The 21,481-nt window shown below is 66.5% G+C and carries 11 protein-coding genes; 7 read left to right on the forward strand and 4 right to left on the reverse strand.

All coding sequences use genetic code 11. The annotated features are described in order from the left end of the window. Nucleotides 1-39: 39 nt before the first annotated feature. Genes ACP7AG_RS10035 through ACP7AG_RS10050 form a run of 4 tightly spaced genes read left to right on the forward strand, consistent with a single transcriptional unit; the run spans nt 40 to nt 6,033 of the window. A complete protein-coding gene (locus tag ACP7AG_RS10035; RefSeq protein WP_426030700.1) occupies nt 40-1,557 on the forward strand; it encodes a tryptophan halogenase family protein in 1,518 nt (505 codons plus the stop codon). 11 nt (nt 1,558-1,568) lie between these two features. Continuing rightward, nucleotides 1,569-2,999 (forward strand): tryptophan halogenase family protein, encoded by a 1,431-nt coding sequence (locus ACP7AG_RS10040; protein WP_426030701.1) that lies wholly within the window; start codon nt 1,569-1,571, stop codon nt 2,997-2,999. Next, entirely contained in the window at nt 2,996-4,531 is a 1,536-nt protein-coding gene (locus ACP7AG_RS10045; protein WP_426030702.1) for a tryptophan halogenase family protein, read from the forward strand. Before ACP7AG_RS10040 ends, ACP7AG_RS10045 begins: the two co-directional genes overlap by 4 nt. Beyond that, nucleotides 4,528-6,033 (forward strand): tryptophan halogenase family protein, encoded by a 1,506-nt coding sequence (locus tag ACP7AG_RS10050; protein WP_426012208.1) that lies wholly within the window; start codon nt 4,528-4,530, stop codon nt 6,031-6,033. The genes ACP7AG_RS10045 and ACP7AG_RS10050 overlap by 4 nt, the downstream gene beginning before the upstream one ends. Nucleotides 6,034-6,184: 151 nt before the next feature. On the opposite strand, the gene ACP7AG_RS10055 is transcribed toward ACP7AG_RS10050, so the two are convergent. Further along, entirely contained in the window at nt 6,185-7,870 is a 1,686-nt protein-coding gene (locus ACP7AG_RS10055; protein WP_426030728.1) for a glycoside hydrolase family 43 protein, read from the reverse strand. A 346-nt stretch (nt 7,871-8,216) separates the two neighbouring features. On the opposite strand from ACP7AG_RS10055, the gene ACP7AG_RS10060 reads away from it, so the two are divergent. Further along, the gene (locus ACP7AG_RS10060; protein ID WP_426030703.1) at nt 8,217-11,159 is read left to right on the forward strand and encodes a TonB-dependent receptor; all 2,943 of its coding nucleotides are present in this window, start codon (nt 8,217-8,219) and stop codon (nt 11,157-11,159) included. 216 nt (nt 11,160-11,375) lie between these two features. Here ACP7AG_RS10060 and ACP7AG_RS10065 read toward each other — a convergent pair whose 3' ends face one another. Beyond that, nucleotides 11,376-13,493 carry an alpha-glucuronidase family glycosyl hydrolase gene (locus ACP7AG_RS10065; RefSeq protein ID WP_426030729.1) on the reverse strand — a complete coding sequence of 706 codons (2,118 nt, stop codon included), beginning with the start codon at nt 13,491-13,493 and terminating at the stop codon, nt 11,376-11,378. A gap of 230 nt (nt 13,494-13,723) precedes the next feature. Here ACP7AG_RS10065 and manD point away from each other — a divergent pair, with 230 nt between their 5' ends. Further along, nucleotides 13,724-14,935: a D-mannonate dehydratase ManD gene (gene manD, locus ACP7AG_RS10070; protein ID WP_426012212.1), complete on the forward strand. Its 1,212-nt coding sequence runs from the start codon at nt 13,724-13,726 to the stop codon at nt 14,933-14,935. A 125-nt stretch (nt 14,936-15,060) separates the two neighbouring features. Continuing rightward, nucleotides 15,061-15,813, forward strand: a complete 753-nt coding sequence (locus tag ACP7AG_RS10075; RefSeq protein ID WP_426030704.1) for a FadR/GntR family transcriptional regulator — start codon at nt 15,061-15,063, stop codon at nt 15,811-15,813. Nucleotides 15,814-16,118: 305 nt separating this feature from the next. Here ACP7AG_RS10075 and ACP7AG_RS10080 read toward each other — a convergent pair whose 3' ends face one another. Together ACP7AG_RS10080 and ACP7AG_RS10085 are read right to left on the reverse strand one after the other, a co-directional pair. Further along, nucleotides 16,119-18,950 carry a glycosyl hydrolase 115 family protein gene (locus tag ACP7AG_RS10080; RefSeq protein ID WP_426030705.1) on the reverse strand — a complete coding sequence of 944 codons (2,832 nt, stop codon included), beginning with the start codon at nt 18,948-18,950 and terminating at the stop codon, nt 16,119-16,121. An 88-nt stretch (nt 18,951-19,038) separates the two neighbouring features. Further along, nucleotides 19,039-21,450 carry a glycoside hydrolase family 3 N-terminal domain-containing protein gene (locus tag ACP7AG_RS10085; protein WP_426030706.1) on the reverse strand — a complete coding sequence of 804 codons (2,412 nt, stop codon included), beginning with the start codon at nt 21,448-21,450 and terminating at the stop codon, nt 19,039-19,041. Nucleotides 21,451-21,481 lie beyond the last annotated feature (31 nt).

Below are 21,481 nucleotides of genomic sequence, written 5' to 3' on the forward strand. Positions count from 1 at the left end.
GATCGCACCCAGAGGCGACGGTGGTCAGGGGGAAACGGGATGACGCAACAGGCAGTCCGAACCATCGTCATCGTGGGCGGCGGCACGGCCGGCTGGATGACCGCTGCCGGCCTGGCGGCCAAGCTGAACGGCTTGCCCATCACCATCCGTCTGGTCGAATCCGCCGAGATCGGCACGGTCGGCGTCGGCGAGGCGACGGTCCCCCACATTCGCCACTTCAACACGGCCCTGGGCCTCGACGAAGCCGACTTCATGCGCAAGACCCAGGCGACCTACAAGCTGGGCATCGAGTTTCGCGATTGGGCGCGAGTCGGCGACAGCTACATCCACCCGTTCGGGGCCTATGGCGCGGCGATCGGCGGCGTGGGTTTCCACCATCACTGGCTACGCGCGGCGCAGGGCGGCGACCCGACGCCGATCGAGGCCTACAGCCTGCCGATCATGGCCGCGCGCCAGGGCAAGTTCGCCCCGCCCTCCTCCGACCTGCGCTCCGTGGCTTCAACCTACAACTACGCCTACCAGTTCGACGCCGGGCTCTACGCCGCCTATCTGCGAACCTATGCCGAGGCGCGCGGCGTGGTCCGCACCGAGGGTAAGGTGGCAGACGTCGTCCTGCGCGGCGAGGACGGCTTCATCGAAGCGATCGTCATGGACAGCGGCGAGCGGATCGAAGGCGATCTGTTCATCGACTGCTCTGGCTTTCGGGGACTGTTGATCGAGCAGGCGCTGAAGACGGGTTACGACGACTGGAGCCAGTGGCTGCCCTGCAACCGCGCCGCCGCCGTGCCGTGCGACACTGTCGAGCCTTCGATCCCCTATACCCGCGCCACGGCCGACACCGCCGGCTGGCGCTGGCGCATCCCGCTGCAGCACCGGGTCGGCAACGGCTATGTCTATTGCAGCGACTATATCAGTGACGACGCCGCCGCCGCCAAGCTGCTGGCCGGTCTTGAGGGACCGGCCCAGGCCGAGCCGCGCTTCCTGCGGTTCGTGACCGGCCGGCGCAAGAAACATTGGAGCCGCAATTGCGTGGCCATCGGCCTGGCCAGCGGCTTTCTCGAACCGTTGGAAAGCACCAGCATCCACCTGATCCAGGTGGCGGTCACCACCCTGCTGGAGCTTTTCCCCGACCGGTCCTGCGACCAGGCCGACCAGAACGAGTACAATCGGGTCATGGAGCTGGAGTTCGAGCGGATCCGCGATTTCCTGGTGCTGCACTATCATGCCACCAACCGCACCGACGCGCCGTTCTGGAACGACCGCCGGACCATGAAGATCCCCGATAGCCTGGCCTACAAGATGGACCTGTTCCGCGACCGGGGCGTGGTGGTGAAGTACAAGGACGGCTTCTTCCTCGAGCCCAGCTGGCTGGCGGTCTATCTGGGCCAGAACGTCGTCCCCAGCGGCTATGACCCGGTCAGCGACAAGATCCCCGACGGCGCCCTGGCTCAGCGCCTCGCGGCGATGCGGGAGTCGATCGCTGGCGCCACAGCGGCCATGCCGACCCACGCCGACTGGATCGCGCGGTTTTGCGCGGCCTCGGGCGTCGCCGCATGAGGGGCGCCCCCTTGAGCCGCGTCGTCATCCTCGGCGGCGGCGTCGCCGGTTGGATGACCGCCTGCGCCCTCGCCCGCGCCCTGCCCGCCGGCTGCGACATCCGCGTGATCGAAACCGCCGACAGCGCCCCGCGGGGGGCTCTGTCGACCCTGCCTGCCCTGCGCACCTTCCACGGCCTGCTTGGCCTTGAGGAAGGGGCCCTGATGCGCGCCGCCCACGGTACGTTCAAGCTGGGATCGCGGTTCAGCGGCTGGGCCTCGGGCGATCACATCGAAGGCTTCAGCGACGTCGGCGTCGGCCTGGAGGGCGTGGCCTTCCATCATCACTGGTTGCGGGCTCGGGCGAGCCAGGACGTCGGGCCGTTCGAAGCCTACAGCCTGGCGGCCGTGGCCGCGCGGATAGGGCGCTTCACAAGGCCCAGTGAGGACGCGCGGTCGGTGCTGTCGACCCTGTCGTACGGCCTGCATCTCGACGCCGCCGGCTATGCGGCCGTTCTCAGAGCGGCGGGGCCGGGCGTCGCGCGCGGGTCTGGCGAGGTCGCGGCCGTCGCCCTGTCGGCCGAGGGCGGCGTCGAGGCCATAGAGCTGGTCAGCGGCGAGCGCGTCGAGGCCGACCTGTTCATCGACACCACCGCCGACGGCCGGCTGATCGGCGGGGCCTTGGGCGTGGCGTGGCGAGACGCCACGGCCTGGTTGCCTTGCGACCGCCTGGCGACGCGCGAGATCGCACTCCGCCCCAATCCGTCGCCCCTGACCGAGGTGGAGGCGATCGCCGAGGGCTGGCTGCGCCGGGTCCCGTTGCGCGACCGTGACGCCGTCGCCCTGGCCTATCGCTCGGACCTGACGTCCGACGACGAGGCGGTCGAGATCCTGGGCGGCGAGGACCATGTCGAGCCGCTGCGCAATGGTCGCCGCGAGCAGGTCTGGCGCGCCAACTGCGTGGCCATCGGTCCGGCGGCCGGCCAGATCGAGCCCTTGAACGGCTCCGACGCTCACCTGATCCAGAGCGGCGTATCGCGGCTGCTGGGCTTGCTTCCCGGTCGCGACGGCGATCCGCAGGCCGCCGCCGAATATAATCGCCTGATGGCCGAGGAGATGGATCGCGCCCTGGACATGGCCGTGATGCGCTACGCACTCAGCCACCGCGGGGATCCCCTATGGACCATGGCGCGCCGCGCCTCGCCCTCCCAGCCCCTGGCCTACAAGCTGGCGCAGTTCGAGAGCCGCGGTCGTGTGGTGCTCTATGACGAAGAGACCTTCATGGAAGGAAGCTGGACCGAGGCGCTGATCGGCCACGGGCTGCTGCCGCGCCGCCACGACCCGCTGGCCGAGCGACTGCCGCCCGCGCGCGCGGGCGAGGCGCTGGCCAGGCTGCGCGCCCTGATCCGCCAGACCGCCGAGTCCCTGCCCTCCCACGCCGACGCGCTGAAGGCTCACGCATGACGAACGCGCCCATCCGGAAAGTCCTGATCGTCGGCGGGGGCACGGCCGGTTGGATGACGGCCGCCGCCCTGTCCAAGGTCCTGGGCCGCCAGGTCGAGGTGACGCTGGTCGAGTCCGAGCAGATCGGCACGGTCGGGGTCGGGGAGGCCACGATCCCGCCGATCCTCACCTTCAACGCCATGCTTGGGATCGACGAGCGCGACTTCATGCGGGCCACCAAAGCCACGTTCAAGCTGGGGATTGAGTTCCGAGGCTGGACCGACCCCGGCGATCGCTACATCCACCCGTTCGGGACCTTCGGCCTGGATATCGAGGCGATCAAGTTTCACCAGATCTGGCTGAAGTTCCGCGATCAGGTCGGGCCGATCGAGACCTTCAACCTGGCCGCCGTCGCCGCCCTGACCGGTCGCATGGCTTTGCCCGACCCCGACCCGGCCAAGGTGCTGTCGAGCCTGAAATACGCCTTCCACTTCGACGCTGGCCTCTATGCCAGATACCTGCGGCGCTTCTCCGAGGCGCGCGGCGCGACCCGTGTCGAGGGCAAGGTCGCCGATGTCACCCTGCGCGGCGAGGACGGGTTCATTCAGTCCGTCACGCTCGACGACGGCCGCGTGCTGGAGGCAGACCTGTTCATCGACTGCACTGGCTTTCGCGCCCTGCTGATCGGCGAGGCCCTGGGCGGGACCTATCACGACTGGAGCCACTGGCTGCCCAACGACCGGGCCGTGGCCCTGCCCTGCGCAACCGGCGGCGACGGCATGACGCCCTATACCCGCGCCACAGCCCAGAAGGCCGGCTGGACTTGGCGCATCCCGCTGCAGCACCGCACGGGCAACGGCTACGTCTATTCCAGCGCCCATATTGGCGACGACGAGGCCCTGGCGACCCTGATGGCCGGCCTCGACGGCCCGGCCCAGGCCGAGCCGAACTTTCTACGCTTCACCGCAGGACGTCGCGATCGGGCGTGGATCAAGAACTGCGTGGCCATCGGCCTGTCGTCTGGTTTCCTGGAGCCGCTGGAAAGCACCAGCATCCACCTGATCCAGGCGGGGATCACCAAGCTGCTGTCCCTGTTCCCCGACCAGAGCTTCAATCCGCTGGAGATCGATCAGTACAACCGCCTGACCGCCCAGCAGGTGGACCTCGTCCGCGACTTCATCATCCTGCACTACAAGGCCACCGCCCGCGCCGACACGCCCTATTGGGATTATGTCCGGACGATGGAGATTCCCGAGAGCCTGCAGCGCAAGATCGACCTGTTCGCCGGTCGGGGACGGCTGTTCCAGTCCGACTACGACCTGTTCGCCGAGCCCAGTTGGATCGCCGTGCTGTTGGGTCAGGGGATCGTCCCGCGCCAGTATGACGCGCTGGTCGATAGCCTGCCCGAGGGGGACATCGTCCAGCGCCTCAAGCGGATGTCGGCCCTGATCGCCCAGACGGCCGCCGCCCTGCCCTCTCACCAAGCCTTCATCGCCCGCTACTGCGCCGCCGACGCCGCGCCCGCCAACGCCACGTCTGGGGTTCCCGCATGACCGACCACCGCCTGCGCAAGATTGTCATCGTTGGGGGCGGCACCGCCGGCTGGATGACCGCCGCCGCCCTGGGACGTTTTCTAAAGGACGGCCACACAAGCGTGACCCTGGTCGAGTCCGAGGAGATCGGCACGGTGGGGGTCGGCGAATCGACCATCCCGCAGATCAACATCTTCAATCGCATGCTGGGCCTGGACGAAAACGAGTTCGTCCGTCGCACCAAGGCGACCTTCAAGCTGGCCATCGAGTTCGTCGACTGGAAGTCGATCGGCCACAGCTACTATCATCCGTTCGGCCCCTATGGCGTCGATATGGAGGGGGTGTCGTTCCACGCCTACTGGCTTCGGCTGAAGGCCTTGGGGGAAGCCGGCGAGCTCACCGAATATTCGCTGCAAGCCTTGGCGGCGGACCAGGGCAAGTTCATGCGGGCCAACGGCCAGCCCAACTCGCCGCTGGGCTCGATCGCTCACGCCTATCACATCGACGCTGGCCTCTACGCCCGGTTCCTGCGGGGATACGCCGAGGAGCGCGGCGTCCGGCGCCAGGAAGGCAAGATCGTCGAGGTTCACCAGCGGGCGGCCGACGGCTTCGTCGAAGCCGTGACCCTGCAGAGCGGTGAGCGGATCAAGGGCGACCTGTTCATCGACTGTTCGGGGTTCCGCGGGCTGTTGATCGAGGAGACCTTGAAGACAGGCTACGAGGACTGGTCAAACTGGCTGCTCAACGACCGCGCCGTGGCCGTGCCCTGCGAACTGGGTGGCTCGCTCGCCCCGGTGACGCGCGCCACCGCACGGCCAGCCGGCTGGCAGTGGCGCATCCCGCTGCAGCATCGACTGGGCAACGGCTATGCCTATTCCAGCCAGCATATCAGCGAAGACGAGGCGACCGCCTATCTGTTGGCCAACCTGGACGGGGCGCCGCTGCGCGATCCCTTTACCCTGAAGTTCAAGGCGGGCCGCCGGCTGAAGAGTTGGAACAAGAACGTCGTCGCAATCGGCCTGTCGGGCGGCTTCATGGAGCCTCTGGAAAGCCAGAGCATCCATCTGATCCAGGTCGGCATCTCGCGCCTTCTGGCCATGTTCCCCGACGAGCGTTTCGAGCAGCCCGACATCGACCGCTACAACCGCGTCATGCAGTTCGAATATGAGAAAATCCGTGACTTTCTCATCCTGCACTTCAACGCCACCCAGCGCAGCGACACGCCGTACTGGGACTATCTGCGGACCATGCCCATTCCCGATTACCTGGCCGACAAGATCGCGGTGTTCAAGAGCTACGGCCGGGTGTTCCGCGAGAACGAGGAACTGTTCAACGACACCAGTTGGTTCGCGGTGATGATTGGCCAGGGCCTGGAGCCGCGCGGTCACGATCCGATGGCCGACATCCTGTCCGACGACGACCTGCGGGCGCGGATGAGCGACATCCGATCGGTGATCGCCAAGTCGGCCGAGGTGATGCCGGAACACTTGCGGTTCATCGCGGACAACTGCGCGGCGGTCTAGAGCATTTCCCGACCTGACTGCGTCAGGCCGTGAGCTCTAATCCATTGTTTTGACGCATTTTTCTTCACGCGAACCGGAATCACTTCGCTCGAAAAATGCTCCAGGTCAAATCCAGGCATCCGGCGACCGGCGGGATGCCTGGGAACGGGGTTCAATTCCCGTAGGCATAGACCCCCATCACCGCCCCGACGAATCCGCCCGCGACCTTGGTGCTGAGGATCGTCCCATCCACACCAGTCTTCAGGACAGTCCAGTGGCCGGGCCTCTGGCTATATGAGAAATCGTAGGCCCCCCCGTGGGCCTCGATCTTCAAATAGACCGGGCCGTCCGCCTTCAAGGTGACCGGGGCGCTGGCCAGCACCACGCCATCAACCGGATCCTTGGGTCCGGCCCGCCGCTCCAGCCGCACCACCGGCTTGCCGTCCTGCAGAGCCAGGCCCAGGAAATAGTAGAAGTCGTCGTTCTGCAGCGCGACCAGACCGGCCTTGTCGCCCGGCCTGGTCGGAACGTAGCGGAGAGCGGTCGAGGCGCTGGCGTTGATGTGCTGCTGGCGACGGCCCCAGAACGAGGGCTGCACGCCGGCTCCCAGCTTCTGGTCGCGGGCGGTCAAGACCAACTGGCCATCCTTCAGGCTCCACCACCGTTCGCGCGGGTTGCGGAGGGTCATCCAGTTCAGCGGCAGGTCCTTGCCGTCAAACGCCTCGTGTACCTTGAAAGCGCCGCTGGTAGGCGGCGTAGACGCTGGCGGGTTCGGCAAGGCCGGTCTGGCGTGGACATAGGGGATGGTCTCGCCTTTCGGCAAGATCATCGGCCAGCCGTCTTTCCAGGTCACGGGCAGCAGGAAGGTCTCGCGGCCGGTGTTGTAGAGATCATCACCGTAAGGCCGCACGGCCAGGAAGGTGGCCCACCAGTCACCGTTCTGGGTCTGAACCAGGTCGGCGTGGCCGGCAGAGGTGATGGGCAGGGCGCGATCCTTGGGCAGTCCGCGCTGGGTCAGGATCGGATTGTGGTCGTAGGGCACATAGGGGCCGGCGACCTTATCGGCCCGCAGCACCACCTGCGAATGACCCTCGGCCGTGCCGCCCTCGGCCGCGGTCAGGTAGTAGCGGCCATCGACCAAGGTGATGTGCGGCCCCTCGATCCAGATCGGCTTGGTCAAGGGATCGACGCCGCCGTCCAGCAGCACGCTGCGCGGACCGACAGTTTTCTGGCTCTTCGCGTCGAATTCCTGGATCCAGATGGCGCGGTGGCCATCATAGAGCGGCGGGCGGTCAGGCGCGTCGTTGTTGACGATCCAGCCTTTGCCGTCGGTGTCGAAGAACAACGAGGCGTCGATTCCGCCGACCTGAGGCAGCCAGACCGGGTCCGACCACGGCCCCTTGGGGTCCTTGGCGGTGACCAGGAAATTGCCGCCACAATCAACGCAGGTGTTGAGGATGTAGAACGTGCCGTTGTGCTCGGTAATAGCCGGAGCGAACACCCCCCGCGACAAGCCCAGGCCGTCGAAGTTCAGTTGGCCCGGCCGATCGATCGCGTTGGCGATCTGGGTCCAGTGGACGAGATCCTTGCTGTGGAAAACCGGTAGGCCCGGAAAATACGAAAAGGTCGAGTTGACCAGGTAATAGTCTTCGCCCACCCGCGTGACGCTGGGATCTGGATAGAAGCCCTTCAGAATCGGGTTGGCGTATTGGCCGGACGCCGGTTTGAAGGCCGCGTCGGCTGGGTCTGAGCCCTCATAGTCGAACCAGTCGAAGCTGGCGGTTCCCGGCGCGGAGGTCTGGAAGGCGCTCGATGCGGCGTTCGCGGCCTCGGCCGCGCCTGCAGCGGCCAGGATCATTGCGGCCGCACGGCCGCACGCTCCTTGACGGAGTCTTTTCATGGCTTGTCTCCCGGCGCTCCAGGGTGGTCTCACCAGCGAGCACACCTCAGATGACAGGGCTCGCGGACCCTCGTCAAGGTAGCGCTAACACCTTCGGCTGGGCGCAAAGCGTGACCTTAAAACATCGTGGTCGGACAACCTTCTCCCAAGAGGTATGACCTCGTTGACACAAGAGGCCTTACCTCGTAACGCTTCACTGTGACCGCTACCATGTCGCCGATCTCGATGGTGTCGTCGAGAAGGCTAAACAAGGCCGCCGTCTAAAATGACAAGTGCGCAGAGCACTGAACCATAGGGGAGAAACATGGCTTCATCCGTCCGCTCGCGCGCCGTCCGGCTCGCCCTCATCGGCGCCACCTGCCTGACTGGCTTCATCGGCGCGCCCGCTCTCGCCCAGCAGACCCCCGCCGCGGCGCCGGCCAACGCCGACACGGTCGAGGAAGTGATCGTCACCGGCTATCGCAAGAGCCTGGCAGACGCCACCAACGCCAAGCGCGACAGCATCGCCTTCACCGACTCGGTGTTTTCCGAAGACATCGGCAAGTTTCCCGACCTCAACATCGCCGAGTCGCTGAACCGCATCCCGGGTATCCAGCTCACGCGTGAAATCAACGGGGACGGCCTGAACATCGCCATCCGGGGCCTTGGTCCCGACTTTACCAAGATCGTGTTGAACGGCGCGCAGGTCGCCGTGGCCTCGTCGGGCCGCACCGACGCCCAGAACCAGAACCGCACCATCGACTTGGACCTGTTTCCGACTGAGCTGTTCACGCGCCTCGACGTCAACAAGACGCCCGTGCCCAGCCAGTTGGAGGGCGGCGTCGCCGGCGTGGTCAACATGCGCAGCTCGCGCCCTCTGGATCGCCCCGGCCAGCATCTGACCTATTCGCTGCAGGGCAGCTATCAAGACAGCGCCGGCAAGTGGAGCCCGCGCGGCGCCCTGATCGGCAGCAAGTCGTGGGAAACGGCCGTCGGCGAGTTCGGCGTGTTGGTCGGTTATGCCGGCGTTCGCTCCAAGAGCCGCACAGACGGCTTCGAGACGATTGGCTGGACCAACGCCAGCACCGGCGGGTCCAGCAACTTCGCCTGCGCCGGCTGCAACAGCACCTTTGGCGGTAACGGCTTCACCTTCGCGCCGACCGTGGCCGTCAACGCCGGGAACGGCTTGACCACCGGCGCGACCGTCAATGACGCCTTCTTGCTGGCCAACAACCCCGGCACGACCCTGCAGCAACTCAGCGATGGCCTGCTGCCGCGGCTGGGCCGCCAGTCCCACAGCGCCGGTCACCGCGACCGCGACTCGCTGTTGGTCTCGCTGCAGTACCAGCCCAATGACAAAGCCGAGTTCTACATCGACACCCTGCTGGGCCGGACCGATCGCGAGTTCAGCCGCATCGACATTGACTGGGTGGTTCGCAACTCGAATTTCATGACGCCAACCAACGTCAAGGTCGACGGCAGTAACATCGTCACCAGCGGCACCTTCTCCAATGCCCAGTTCTTCCTGGAGGCGCGGCCCTATCACGAGACCAACGACTTCGTGAACGTCAATCCGGGCGGCACCTGGCGTTTCAGCGACAACCTCAAGCTGGACGCTCAGTTCAATGTCAGCCGCAGCGTCTTCTTCCGTCAGGCGCCGACCATCCTGATCAATACCCCGCTCAACAGCGGGCTGACGGTGACCTACAACAACACCGGCGGTGACTTTCCCAGCATCAAGACCAACGCCAATCTCAACGACCCCAACCTGGGCTGGACCTTCGCGGGCGGCCGGGTGAACATCCAGAACGAGAAGCGCGTCACCTCCACCAAGGGCACGCACTGGGACCTGACCTGGGGCGACGAACGCAGCTACATCAAGGGCGGCGTCGCCTATGACGAAGCCTCGCGCACCATCACCGCCCTGGACAACAGCGACCGCTGGCAGCAGATCACCTGCGGCGGAGGCGGGACCTACCTGCCGCGTCCCAACACCCAGCCCGCCTGCGCCGGCGGCGCAGGCTCGGCGATCACCAACGCCCAGTTGGCCTCGTACCTGAAGCCTGGCCCCCTCGGCTTTGTCATGGTCGACTACGACAAGTTCAAAGCCGCCACCAATTTCGAGGCCTTGAACGACACCGCAGCGTTCACCACCACGGCCGCCACGGCCGCCAGTTCCGGCAAGATCGAGGAAAAGAACACCGGCGCCTATGTCGAATTCGCCGGCGTCGCCACTGTCATGGACCGCGACCTGCGGATCAATGGCGGCGCGCGCTACGTCTCGACCGACCAGGACATCACCGGCCCGGTTTCGATCCCCTTCCCCAATGTCGCCAACTGCACGCCCAACTGCGTGCCCAACACCCTGACCTTCAAGACCCAGTCGCAACGCTACGACGCCTTCCTGCCGTCGTTCAACGCCGTCTACGCCGTGCGCGAGAACATCAATGTTCGCATGTCCGCGTCGCGCACCCTGACCCGTCCCGACCCCAGCGCCATGCTGCCGGGCACCACGTTCAGCGACCCCTCGGCCCAGGCCGCCAACCAGGGTAATCCGGCGCTTCGCCCCTACACCTCCAACAACTTCGACGTGGGCGGCGAATGGTACACCGGCGGCGCCGGCTATGTGGGCGTGGCCCTTTTCCAGAAGGTGGTCACCGGCTTCACCACCCTGGGCGCCACCACCCAGCCCTTTACCTCGCTCGGCATTCCGTTTGACAGCCTGACCGACCTGCAGAAGACCGCCATCAACAACCGCGGCGGCCCCAGCGCGGCGACGGTGACCGTCAGCCAGCAGGTCAATTCCGGCTCCGACCTGACAATCCGCGGCTACGAGCTGAACTGGGTCCAGCCCCTGGACTTCCTGCTGGACGGCGCTGGCTTCACCGCCAACTATACCCGCGTCAACCAGACGGGCACCGGCGGCGTGGTGGCCCTGGGCGTGTCGCCCTACACCTACAACCTGACGGGTTACTACGAGAACCACGGCCTGACGTTGCGGGTGTCCTACAACTACAACGACGCTCAGATCAGCTCTGGCCCAAACCAAAACAGCGTGCCGACGGCCCGGATCAAAACCGACGCCTACAAGCAGATGGACCTGTCGGCCAGCTACACCCTGCCGGTTCTGGGTGGTGCGCAGATCACCTTCAACGCCATCAACATCACCAGCGAAACCCAGCGGCAGGCGTTCCAGTATCCGAACGCCACCTACACCTTCTATGACCCGGGTCCGACATATCTGATCGGCATCCGGGGTCAGTTCTAGACTTACGCGAACCTCCCTCCCTCGCGTTCCCCAGCGGCGTGTCCCCGGACACGCCGCTTTTTTTAGTCCTCCACCTGTGGGGGAGGTGTCGGCGCAGCCGACGGTGGGGGAGTGATTGTCAGGCGGCAGCTTGTGGGTCGATCGACCCTAAAAACTCCCCCCAACCGATCGCTGCGCGATCGCCTCCCCCACAGGGGAAGGACCATCACCGCCCCCTCAATTCCCTGGCGCATAGGGGAAGTTCAGGCTCTCATAATACTCCAGCGAATGGGCCGGAGCCGCCTCGCCCGCCGGCAGCGGGCGCTTCGAAAACGTCTGGAAATAGGCGATCGAGGCGTCGCGCCACCACTGGGCCTCATGGCGCTGGATGGCCAGGAAGCTGGCGACTTGAGCGTGGCGCTCGGGGTCCACATAGGGCGCCAGCGTCTCCCAGGTCTTGCCCATGCCATCGACATAGGACACGCCGCGCGAATAGTGGGTCACCATGCCGTCCCACAGGCTCACGCCCGACTTCAGGCGGTAGTCCCACGGCACATGGTGGAACCACAGCAGGTCCCTCTCATCGACCGTCTTCAGGTCCGAGAACCGCTGGGCCACCACCGGCGCGTACTGCGCCACGGCTTTGCTGCCGGTCGCCGTGCGGTCAAAGCCGACGCCATCGGGACCGGCCTTGGCGTAGTAGACGCTGGTCCAGTCGGCGCGCGGCCCGCCTGTCACCCACGGACCCGGGCCATAGTGATGGCTGCGGCCCATCTGGTGGTGCAGGCCCAGCGGGGTCATGTAGTCCACCGCGGCCTCGCGCGAGCCCATCATCATCGTCACGACCGGCTCGACAAAGCGCGGGTCGGTCGAGAAGGTCATCTTCGCCCAGTCGGCGGCGATGTCGCGGCTGGAGGCTTCCGGATCCCAGGCCAGGCGGCCGAACACGTACCAATTGGCCTGGTCGAACTGCGAGCCGGTCCAATTGCGGTCGGCGCCGATGTTGGCGACCCCGGCCATCAGCGTCTGCCGATGATCATCCAGCGCGCCGTCCACCACCTTGGCCACGGTCGAGCCCTTGCCCTTCGCATAGGTGTCCGACCGCAGCGTCTCCTCGTAGAGTGGGCCCAGATAGACGAGGTGGGTCGCGAAGCCGAGATATTCCTTGGTGATCTGGAACTCCAGGCCCAGGGCGGTCATGGGCATGGAGCCGAACAGCGGATGGAACGGCTCGCGCGGTTGGAAGTCGATCGCCCCGTTCTTGACCTGGACGATGACATTGTCACGGAATTGGCCGTCGAACGCCCTGAACTCGCTATAGCCCTGCTTGGCGCGGTCGTCGGGCTGCTCGTGGGAATAGACGAAGGCCCGCCACATCACGATCCCGCCGTGAGGCCCCACCGCGTCGGCCAACATGTTGGCGCCATCGACATGGGTGCGGCCATAGTCCTGCGGGCCCGGCTGGCCCTCGGAATTGGCTTTCACCAGGAAGCCGCCGAAGTCGGGAATGGCCTTGTAGATCTCGTCGGCCTTGGTCTTCCAGAAGGCGCGCACGGCCGGGTCCAGTGGGTCCGCGGTCTTCAGGCCGCCGATCTCGATCGGGGCCGAGAAGCGGGCCGACAGATAGACCCTGATCCCATAGGGCCGGAAGACCTCGGCCAGGGCGGCGGCCTTGGCGATATAGGGCGCGGTCAGGCTGTCGGCCTTGGCGTTGACGTTGTTGAGCACCGTGCCATTGACGCCGATCGAGGCGTTGGCGCGGGCATAGTCGACATAGCGGGGGTCCTTGTAGTCCGGCAGCTTCCACCAGTCCCACAGGGAGGCGCCGGCATAACCCCGCTCCACCGTGCCATTCAGGTTGTCCCAATGGTTCAGCAGGCGATGCTGAACCGCTGGCGCGGACGCGATGTCGAGCCTGTCGACCCCCTGACCCGTCTGCACGAGGCGCAGATAGTGGAAAACGCCATAGAGCACGCCGATGTCGCTGTTGGCCGCGATGACCGTGGTCTTGCCGACCGTCCTGATCAGATAGCCTTCCGCGCCCGCACCCTTCAGGGGCAGGTTCAGGGCTGCGACGGCGGGCGTGTCGGACGGCGTGCCCAGCAGGATCGTCGCCCCGGCCTCGCTGGCCGGCGCCGCGCCCGTCAGGCCTGTCAGGCCGCGCTCGAGCTCCGCCCGGGCGACGTTCAGCGTGGGCGTTTCGGTGGTCGCGGCGATCGCGCGCGGCGCTGGGCGCTGGTTTAGCGGGAGCGGGCGATAGCGCAGCCAGAGATCGTGGCCATCCTCGGCTCGCGCGGCGGCCGGCGCCGCGAGGCCAAACGACAGTAAACAGCCGGCCAGGCACAGGTCCCGCATCAACGTCGTGAGCCGCATATTTCCTCCGTGGCGGCCCTGGACCGTCGTTGCAAGACGCGCGACGGGCCTTGAGCCGTGATACCGCTACCTCGTGTTACATCCGGGGAGATCAAAGGTCGAGACACGGTGCAATTATTGGTCAGACCAATGGGTTGACAACCCCCACCTCTCCTTTAGACCGATATCGCTACCATTCGGCTATCGGTAGGCTGAATCAACGAAAGCAACCCATGCCGAAGATTACCGCCGCCAAAGTCATCGTTTGCTCCCCGGGTCGCAACTTCGTCACCCTGAAGGTCGAGACGAGCGACGGCTTGCACGGGATCGGCGACGCGACGCTCAACGGCCGCGAATTGGCGGTGGCGAGCTATCTTGGCGACCATGTCGTTCCGATGCTGATCGGCCGCGAGGCTCACCAGATCGAGGACATCTGGCAGTATCTTTACAAGGGCGCCTACTGGCGTCGGGGTCCGGTGACCATGGCCGCTATCGCCGCGGTCGATACCGCGCTGTGGGACATCAAGGGCAAGATCGCCGGCCTTCCCGTCTACCAATTGCTGGGCGGCGCCTGCCGGACGGGCGTGATGGTCTATGGCCACGCCAATGGCGCGACCATCGAGGAGACCCTCGACAACGCCGCCGTCTATGCCGAGCGGGGCTACAAGGCTATCCGCCTGCAGTCGGGCGTCCCGGGCCTGAAATCGGTCTATGGGGTTTCCAAGGACAAGTTCACCTACGAACCCGCCGACGGCGACCTGCCGACCGAAAGCCTGTGGTCAACCGAGAAGTACCTGCGCAGCGTGCCGGGCCTGTTCGAGGCGGCCCGCGACAGACTCGGCGACGACATCCACCTGCTGCACGACGTGCACCACCGCCTGACTCCGATCGAGGCTGGCCGTCTGGGCAAGGACCTGGAGCCCTATCGGCCGTTCTGGATGGAAGACGCGGTCCCCGCCGAGAACCAGGCCAGTTTCCGGCTGATCCGCCAGCACACCACCACGCCCCTGGCCGTGGGCGAGGTGTTCAACTCGATCTGGGACTGCAAGCAGCTGATCGAGGAACAGCTGATCGACTATATCCGCGCCACCGTTGTCCATGCCGGCGGCATCTCGCATCTGCGGAAGATCGCCAGTTTCGCCGACCTGCATCATGTGCGCACCGGCTGCCATGGCGCGACGGACCTGTCGCCGATCACCATGGCCGCCGCCCTGCACTTCGACCTGTCGATCCCCAATTTCGGCATCCAGGAATATATGCGCCACACCGAGGCGACCGACGCTGTGTTCCCACACGCCTACACCTTTAACGACGGCATGCTGCACCCCGGCGAGGCCGTCGGCCTGGGCGTCGATATCGACGAGGCCGAGGCTGCTAAACATCCCTACAAGCGCGCCTATCTGCCCATCGCCCGCCGCGAGGACGGCTCGATGCATGATTGGTGACGCTGTCACGACGTTCGTCGCGGGCTCGTGCAACCGGTGTCAAAAAATAGCCCGCGCCCGGCAGGTCGGCTATGGTGCCGCGAGTCGAAGGGGCCGGTCGGCCCGCCAGGAACCTGACGAAAGCCATGGCCGAAAACGTCAAGCTCTACCGCAGGATCGCCGATACCATAGCCGAGGCCATCGAGAGCGGCCGGTACAAGCTTGGTGATCGCCTGCCGACCGAGCGTGAACTGGCCGAGCAGTTCGGCGTCAGCCGCCCCACCCTGCGCGAGGCGATGATCGCCCTGGAAATGCTGGGCATGATCGAAGCCCGTCACGGCCTGGGCATCTACGTCACCGGCAGCGTCCGTCCCGCCACCCCGACCAGCAGCGAGCTCGACACGGAGATCGGCGCCTTTGAACTGATCGAGGCCCGCCGCCTGTTCGAGGGCGAGGCCGCCGCCCTGGCCGCCACCGCCATCGACGACGCCCAGATCGCCGAGCTCGAGGCGCTGATGGGACGGATGGCGCGCGAGGAAGAAATCCAGGGCGAGGACGCCGATCGTGAGTTTCACATGGTCATCGCGCGGGCCTCGGGCAACGGCGCGATCATCGCCACCATCGAGAACCTCTGGCTGTGGCGCGATCGCTCGCCCCTGGCCCGCAACATCCTGACCCGCGCCCGGGGCATGGGGCTGGAGCCGCGCATCGTCGAGCACCGCCGGGTGTTCGAGGCGCTCAAGGCCCGCGACCCCGCCGCCGCGCGCCAGGCCATGCGCGACCATCTGGAGCGGGTCATCGAACACCTGCTGCACGCCACCGAGACCGAGGCCGTGCAACGCGCCCAACAGGAAACCAGCGCCCGTCGCAGCGCGATCGCCAAGCGGGTCGCCATCTAGCACGCCTTTGATTCAGATTAAATCGGCATCCAAATATTCCGTCTCCCCGGCGAAGGCCGGGGCCCAGGTGAAACCCACGAGAGGCTCTGGATGAATCTGGGTCCCGGCCTTCGCCGGGAAGACGGGGAATTGGAGCGATGCATCTGTGTAAACCAAACACGCTCCAGAGCATTTTTCGAGCGAAGTGGTTCCGGTTCGCGTGAAGAAAAATGCGTCAAAACAAAAGATTAGAGCTCACGGCCTGACGCAGTCAGGTCGGGAAATGCTCTACCACGCAGATCGCCCCCGCCGTGTGGCCGCGCGGGTCATCGCCGTCGCCCTTCGGCTGGGCCGAGATAGCTTTTCGGCAGGTCGCCACGCGAGATCACCAAGCGCTCGAACACCACGCCGGGATCCACCCGCCAAAGGCGGATACGATGAGCGCCCGCCCTGCCCGCCGTCAGCCGTAACCGCTGCACCCGCGCGTTGTCGGCCACGGCCTTCTCCCAGCCCTTCTGGCCTTCGCCGGTTCGCGTTTCGCCCTCGTGCAGGTTGACGACCACCGGTGGCGCGTCGTCCAGCGACACCGCGTAGCGCAGACCGCCGCCGCCACGGAAATCTAGGCTGGGGGCGGTGAAGACCCACAGGTCAAAGGCGCCCGCCTGGGCTAGGTCGACGACGTAGTCCAGATAAGGCCCCTGCCCCGGCGCGCTGGACGGCGCGGTCGAGGGGTAGGTCGTGACGCCCGACAGGGTGCGGCCCAGGCCCGGTATGGTGGTCCAACTCACGCCGCCCGTCCCGGTCGCTCGCGCATGGTGCTCGGCCTCGATGGCCAGCGGACCGCCGGCTTCGATGAACACGCCCTTGGCGACCTTGCGGGGACTGTTGTCGACCACGGCCGTGACGGTAACCGCCTTGCCGTCGGGGCCAGTGATTGCGATGGCCGCGCGGTGCATGCCGATCGGCGCGGTGTTCCAGTCAACCGACACCTCCAGCCGCGTGTCGCCGTTAGCGGCGGCCGGGCCGGGAGCGAGCTTGAGCCAGGGCTCGGCGGTCTTCACGCTGAAGGCCAGCGGCCCGGCGCCCCGGGCGAACACATCGATCCAGCGGCTGGCGGCGCCGTCGCGGGCCAGGGGCGGCAGGTCCACGCCGGCGTCGACCGCCCCGCCTTGCCCCTCGATCACCACGCCGAACCCCGTCGAGGGCGCGACCGTCATGGTCGCCGGGACGATGTTGGTCGATGGCTGCTGCCACGACGTGTAGCCGATGTGGGTCTGGCTCATCATCTCGCGCCACTTGCCGCCGGCCAGGTCATGGTTCCACTGCTGGACCAGTCGAGCGTCGCGGTCGAACAGGGCCTGGACCTTCGCCGCCTCGTCATTGGCCGCCATCCGCCCCTGCTTCGCGTACAGCGCGTTGCGGCCGGCGGCGATGTAGAGCCGGGTGTGGTTGGCGCTGGCCTGGATCGGGAACCAGACCAGCTGGAAGAAGGCGTCGTCCTGATCCTTGGGCAGCACCTTGCGCAACGCGTCGGCGCGGCGTTCCAGGTCGCCCCACTCCGCTTCGACGCGCTCGGCCTCGCGAAAATTGACCAAGCTGAAGGTCGCGCCGTCGATCAGCTCGGGTTTGCGGCGCGCGTTGAGTTTCGTGTAGCCGGTCAGCAAGGCCGCGATCTCGTCGGCGTGCTCGGGTCCGAACTGCGCTGCGGCCCAGCCGTGCGTATAGGTCGACATCCGGTCGACCGGCATGGCGTCCGGATCCCAGGCCATGTCGAGGAAGAACTCGATCGGCAATTCCATGGGCTTGAGGTCGCCGACATTGACGATCCACAGCCGGTCGGCGCCGTAGTCCTTGGCCAGCTTCATCTGCTCCCAGACGCGCTCGACCTGGTTGGTGTTGAGCCACTTATAGTTCCGGGGGCCGCCCACATAGTCGAAATGATAGTAGACGCCGTAGCCGCCCCGTCGGGTCTTGCCCCGCTCCGGAAGCCGCCGGATGTTGCCCCAGTTGTCATCGGAGAACAGCAGGGTCACGTCGTCTGGCGCGCGCATGCCGGCGTCGTAATAGTCCTGCACCTCCTTGTAGAGGGCCCAGACCTGCGGCGTCTGCGACGGGTCCTTGCGGGTCACCTCGCCGATGATCTTGCGCTGGTCGGCGACGATGGTCTCCAACAGCTTGGTGGCCGTGCCCGCGCTCATCGGCTCGTCGCCGTCGCCGCGCATGCCGACCGTGATCAGGCTCTCGTTGGCGCCCAGCCGCGTGACGCCCGCGCGCCAGAAGTCCTGTAGGCTCTTGGGGTTTTTGGCATAGTCCCAAGGCCCCTGGCCGTAGCGCTCCCACTCGACGTGGGCGCGGCCCATGGGCTCGTGGTGCGACGTGCCCAGCACGACGCCGTATTCGTCGGCCAGCGGCGCGCTCAGCGGGTCGTCGTCATAGATCGCCTTGCCCCACATGGCAGGCCACAGGAAGTTGCCCTTCATCCGCAGGGTCAGCTCATAGACCTTGGCGTAGAAGTCGTGGTTGACCCCGCCGAAGCGCGCCTTGGCCCAGCCCAGCAAGGCCGGGTCCTCGTCGTTGAGGAAGAGGCCGCGATACTTCACGCCCGGCTTCTGTACGCGGCGGTCAGAAGCGACAGGGGCGTCGAGCTTGACGGGGACCGGCACGTCGGCCCACCAGGCCCAGGGCGATACCCCCGCCCGCTCGATCAGGTCATAGGCCCCAAAGATCGTGCCGCGCTTGTCGGCGCCGGCGATGACCAGGGCGCGAGCGACACCAGGGCGCGGGTTCTCGACTACCTGCTGGACGAAAGCCTCCCACTGGCCGGTGACGCCGGTTACGTCGAGCTTGCCCGAAGCAATCAGGGCGTCGATGGCCGGGCTCCTGCCAATGGTGCCAATGATCACCAGCGGCGCGTCCTTGGCGGGCTGGGCGTCGGCTGACAGCTTGCCGAGGTCGGAGCGGACGTCGTTCACCGCGCGCAGCACGCCGGGCCAGTCGGTGACGTCGGTCTCGATCCGGGCCGAGCGGCGGGCGGCGATCAGGGGGAAGGTGGCGGGGCTTGCGGCGGCAGGCGCGGCGGCGTGGACGGGCGTGGCGAGCGCCACGCCGGTCGCCAGGGCGGCGGCCAGGGTCAGAGCGGTGATGGCGGTGCGGATCATGCCGACCTCCCTTTTTATGCCGGCAGAGCTGCGCGCGGGATGGGGACAGGCCCATGTGCCTGTCCCCAATCGTATGGAGCGGACTCGTTTAAGCCGTGACCGTCAGCGTCGCCGGCTTCAACTGGACCGAGTTCGGGCCCGACAGCAGCGTGAACTTCCCCGGCTCGACCACCCGCTTCATCTCCAGGTTCCACAGCGACAGGTCCATCGGCGAGACCTCGAAGGTCACCGTCGTCTTGGCGCCGGGGGCCAGGGTCACCCGCTTGAAGTGCTTGAGCTCCAGCACCGGGCGGGTCACAGAAGCGGCCTCGTCGTGGATGTAGAGCTGCACGACTTCATCACCAGCGACCTTGCCGGTATTGGTGACATCGACCTCGACCTTGACGCTCTGGCCGGGACCGATCGCGGCTTGGGCCGGGCGCGGGGCCGAAATGTCGAAGGTGGTGTACGAGAGCCCGAAGCCGAACGGATACAGCGGCGTCGTCTCGTCGAACAGATAGCCGCGCCGGGCCGTGGGCTTGCGGTTGTAGAAGATCGGCAGTTGACCCACGTCGCGGGCGATGCTGACCGGCAGCTTGCCGCCTGGATTAGCGCGGCCAAACAGAATGTCGGCGGCGGCGTTGCCGGTCTCCTGGCCCAGGTACCAACCCTCGACCAGGGCGTCGGCGCGCTGCGCCAGCAGGTTGACCGACAGCGGACGGCCGTTCAGCAGGAACACCACGGTCGGCTTGCCCAAATCGAAGATCGCCTTGGCCAGGTCGTTCTGCTGGCCGATCAGGTCGAGGCTGTCGCGGTCGCCCAGGTGGTTGTCGGCCCAAGCTTCGCGGCTGGTTTGCTCGTTGTCGCCCAGCACCATGACGATGACGTCGGCCCTTTTCGCCACCTCGACCGCCTCGGCGATGAGTCGCGCGTTGACGGCCGGGTCGGCCAGCTTCACCTCGTCCTGGGCCCAGATGCGGGCCTCGGTCAGGCGCACGGCCTCGGCATAGTCGAGCGTAAAGCCGCTCTTCTTGGCCTCGGCCTGCAGGCCTTCATAGATCGACACCACATGGCGCGGGGTGTCGCTGTAGCCGCCGATCGGGGTGTCCTTGGCGTGCGTGCCCAGCAGGGCCAGGCGCTTGAACTTGGTCGGGTCGAGCGGCAGCAGACCCTTGTCGTTCTTCAACAGCACGACGGCCTTGCGGGCGGTCTCACGGGCCAGGGCGATGGCGTCGGGCGTCGCGGTCTTGGCGTCGGCGGTCTGCTCGTCTGCATAGGGGTTCTCGAAGAGGCCGCCCTCGAACTTGATCGCGAGCACCCGCGCCACCGCCTCATCGACCGATGACTGCGGCACGCGGCCCGACTTCACCAACTCGGGCAGCAGGACATAGGCCTCGCCATCGGGGAGCTCGACATCGACGGTGGCGTTCATTGCCATCACGGCGGTGTCGGCCAGGCTGTCGGTCAGCTTGTGACGGGCGATCAGCTCCTTGATGGCGAAATAGTCGCTCATCGTCACGCCTTTGAAGCCCCACTCCTGGCGCAGAACATCATGCAGCAGCCAGCGATTGACATGCGAGGGAACCCCGTCGATCTCGTTGTACGACGGCATGACCGAACGGACCGGCAGCTCCTTCACCGCCCGTTCGAACGGCGGGAAGAAGTTCTCGCGCAGGGTGCGCTCGGCGATCTGGGCGGGGCCGACATTGGTGCCATTCTCGGGCTGGCCGTGGCCGGTCATGTGCTTGAGGGTGACGAACACCTTGTCCGGCGCCAGCGGCAGGGTCCGGCCCTGGAATCCGCGGATCGCCGCCAGGCCGATCTCGGCGCACAGGTGCGGATCCTCGCCATAGGTCTCCTCGATGCGGCCCCAGCGCGGGTCGCGCGCCACGTCGACCACCGGAGCCAGGGCGATGTTGGAGCCCCGGGCGCGCATCTCGCGAGCAGCCACGGCGAAGCACTTCTCGACGGTTTCGGGGTCAAAGGTCGAGGCCAGGGCGATGGCTTGCGGGAAGCTCGTGGCGTCGCGGGCCACATAGCCGTGCAGGGCCTCGTCGTGCATCAGCATCGGGATGCCCAGGCGCGTCTGCTCCATCGACCACTTCTGGGCGGCGTTGGTGTAGTGCGCGGTTTCCTTGGCGTTGCGGCCGACCGAGCCGTCATCAGCGCCGGCGGCGGCGTCGACCACCGTGGCCGGCTTCAGTCCCTTGCGGTCGGTAGGGCGCGAGATTTGCCCCAGGCCGTTGGGGAAGTTCTTGCTGGCCTCTGCGGGCGAGAAATCGCCTTCGGGCGTCTGGATCCTGGCCTTGGTGAGCCAGATGCCGATCAGCTGGGCCGCCTTCTCTTCCAGCGTCATCCTCGACAGCAGGTCGCGAACGCGCAGTTCGATCGGCTGGGCGGCATCCTTGTAGAGCGGCTTGCCGCCCTTGGCGGGGACGGCCGCGCGCACGGCGGGCGCCGAGGCGGCGGCCAGGGCGGCAAGGCTGACCCCAAGGGTGCGGCGCGTGAAGGTCTGGCTCATGGTCTTGGTTTCCCCGCTTTGATCGGACCGT

Source organism: Caulobacter sp. DWP3-1-3b2, assembly GCF_049896325.1.
Taxonomy (GTDB): Bacteria; Pseudomonadota; Alphaproteobacteria; order Caulobacterales; family Caulobacteraceae; genus Caulobacter.